General features: G+C 72.2%; 4 protein-coding genes. All 4 read left to right on the top strand.

The features are described 5' to 3' along the window. The coding region (locus tag RIF89_RS13615; protein WP_309069628.1) for a cytochrome c oxidase assembly protein at window positions 1-669 on the top strand (669 nt) is incomplete at its 5' end. A 110-nt stretch (window positions 670-779) separates the two neighbouring features. Continuing rightward, entirely contained in the window at window positions 780-1,619 is an 840-nt protein-coding gene (locus RIF89_RS13610; protein WP_309069627.1) for an endonuclease/exonuclease/phosphatase family protein, read from the top strand. 351 nt (window positions 1,620-1,970) lie between these two features. Continuing rightward, window positions 1,971-2,192 carry a hypothetical protein gene (locus RIF89_RS13605; protein ID WP_309069626.1) on the top strand — a complete coding sequence of 74 codons (222 nt, stop codon included), beginning with the start codon at window positions 1,971-1,973 and terminating at the stop codon, window positions 2,190-2,192. A 140-nt stretch (window positions 2,193-2,332) separates the two neighbouring features. Further along, window positions 2,333-2,587: a hypothetical protein gene (locus tag RIF89_RS13600; protein WP_309069625.1), complete on the top strand. Its 255-nt coding sequence runs from the start codon at window positions 2,333-2,335 to the stop codon at window positions 2,585-2,587. The last annotated feature ends 186 nt before the right edge of the window (window positions 2,588-2,773 follow it).

Genomic DNA, 2,773 nt, shown 5'->3' with positions numbered 1-2,773 from the left:
GGCGACCTCGCGGAGAAGGCGCACGACGACTTCGTCGCTCACATGGGCGCGCACCTCGCCGCGGGCATGCTGGCGCCCCTGCTGCTCGTGCTCGCCGCGCCCGTCACCCTCGCGCTGCGGACGCTTCACGTCACACCGGCGCGCCGGATCTCGCGTCTGCTGCGCAGCGCGCCGGCGCGCTTCATCGCGCATCCGGTCACGGCCGGCATCCTCAGCGCGGGCGGGCTGTGGGTCATCTACCTCACTCCGCTGTTCGAGGCGACGCAGGCCATCCCGCTTCTGCACGTGATCGTGCAGGGACACCTGCTGATCTCCGGATTCATCTTCACGGCGGCGATCATCGGCCTGGACCCCGCCCCGCACGCCCCGCGCCGCGTGCTCAGGGCGGTCGTGCTCGTGCTCGCCATGGCGTCGCACGCGGTGCTCGCCAAGTACCTGTACGCGAACCCGCCGGCGGGGATCCCCGTCGAGGCGGCGCACGACGGGGCGCAGCTCATGTACTACGGCGGCGCGCTCATCGAGGTCGTGATCGTCATCATCTTCTGCGCGCAGTGGTACCGGGACGCGGGGCGAAGGCTGGCTCCGAGGGGTCGCGACGCGCGTGAGGCGCCGCGCGTCGGCGCGGGGAAGCGTGAGGAGTCCCCGGCGCCGTCGCCCACCTCGGTGTGACGGACCCTTTCGACCCGCCCCAGGCCGCGCAGGATGACGGCACGGTCGAGCTGCCCGCCGACGGGGCGGACGATCCGGATCCCGAAGGCGCGACCGGCGATACTCGGGGGGTGACCTCAGACGCGAGCGGCCCCGTCACCGCGCCGGGCGACGATCCCCTCGTGGGAGGCTCGGAGCCGCCGGAGCTGTCGATCATGACGTTCAACGTGCTCAGGACCCGCGCGGGGTCCGCGTCGTGGCTTCGACGTCGCGATCCCATCCGCACCCTGCTGCAGCGCGAGCGCCCCACGCTGCTCGGTGCGCAGGAAGCCCTGCCGCATCAGGCCGATCTCCTGCGCGCCGCGCTCGGGGACGGCTACCGCCTGCTCGGGCACGGTCGCGACGCCGACGGCTCCGGCGAGGCATGCCCGCTCGTCTACGACGCGACGCGGCTCGACCTCGTGGAGTGGGACCAGCGCGCGCTCTCGCGGCGTCCGGACGTGCCCGGCTCGCGCTCGTGGGGATCGCTGTATCCGCGCATCGTCGTGCGGGCGGTGTTCACAGACCGTGCCACGGGCGGCCGCTTCACCGCACTCAACACCCACCTCGACGTGCTGTCGCCGCCGGCCCGCCGTCGCGCGGCGGAGCTCATCGTCGCCTCGGCGGGAGGCGGCCCCGCCATCGTGACCGGGGACTTCAATGCCGGCGCGACGTTCCCGTCGCGACGCATCCTGACGCGGGCGGGGCTTGAGGACGGTTGGGCGCTCGCGCGCACCCGCCTCACCCCCGAGTGGTCGACGTACATCCCCGGCGGCCGTCCGCGACGCGGCGGGCCGCGCATCGATGCGATCCACGTCCGAGGGTTCGACGTGGCGAGCGTCGGGATCGATGCGCGCCCGGTGGGCGGCGGGTTGCCGTCGGATCATCTGCCGGTGCAGGCCGTCGTGCGGCAGCGGGCGGTCGCCGCATGATCGCGCGGTTCCTGCGGCCCCCGGCCACGCCTGGGGAGTGGATCGCCGACGGCGTTCGCGTCCTGGGAATCGTGAGCGTGATCGTGGCCGGCATCGGGTGGAGCCGCACCGACGCGGGCATCGTCACGATCGGGCTTCCCGCGCTCGTGCTCCCGCGCTTCCTCGGGGTGCGGGCTGGCTTCGACATCCTGTACGGCGTCTTGGTGCTCGTCGCCGCGTGGAGCAATGTGCTCGGGCTGTACCGCAGCGTGCCCGGATGGGACCTCATCGTGCACTTCGCGTGCACGGGCGTCCTGGCGCTCATGCTGTTCGTGCTCGTCGCCCGCACGGGCGTCGTGCCGGGCGGTCTGGATGCCGCGTCGGCAGGCCCGCGTCCCGATCGTGCTGGTGGGGATGACCGGCCTGGCCATCAGCGCCGCGTGGGAGATGATCGAGTGGTTCGGCTACACGTTCGTCTCCGACGCCATCTACGTCGCCTACGTCGACACGATCGGCGACATGGCGGCGGGCGGGCTCGGCGCCCTGCTCGCCGGCGTCATCGCCTCGCGGATGGGGATCATCGAGCGCGCCTGACATCCGCGCTCCGCGCGGAACCGCCCGTCGGGCCCGCGCGGTCACCGACTGCGGAGACCCAGAGTTCGCAGCGGGACGAAAGCCCCTGTCCGGCGGGGCGAGAGCGAAACTACAGTCGCCGGATCAGCGCAGCGCCGACGGTGGTCCGGACCGAGATCGATGTGAACGGCAACCGCTACGTCCTCGCCCAGGGAGAGGACCCCGACGAGCTGAAGCAGCGGATGGCGGCGGCCGCGGGTGCGGGCAGCGGGTTCGTCGACTTCACGGTCGCCGGGAACCGCGTGGTGAGCGTGCTGGTCTCGAGTGCGCTGCGGGTGCTGTTCTCCTCGGAGATCGTCGAGTTGGACCCGCGCGACGACGAGGCCCCTTACGAGCGGCACCTCGCGATCGTCTAGCGATGGTCCTCGTCCCGTCGACCGGGATGGGATCCAGGGGGGGGCGCCCGTGCGGCCAGACTCCCCGGCATCTTGGCGAGGATGCATGACCTGTGGAAACGCGAAAACCCCGGACTTCCGTGGAAATCCGGGGCTGTAGTGGCTCCGACGGGCGTCGATCCCGTGACCGCACGACTGAAAATCGTG

Origin of the sequence: Microbacterium sp. (assembly GCF_031178525.1) — a bacterium.
Taxonomy (GTDB): Bacteria; Actinomycetota; Actinomycetes; order Actinomycetales; family Microbacteriaceae; genus Microbacterium.
This window is presented reverse-complemented; position numbering and strand designations above follow the sequence as displayed.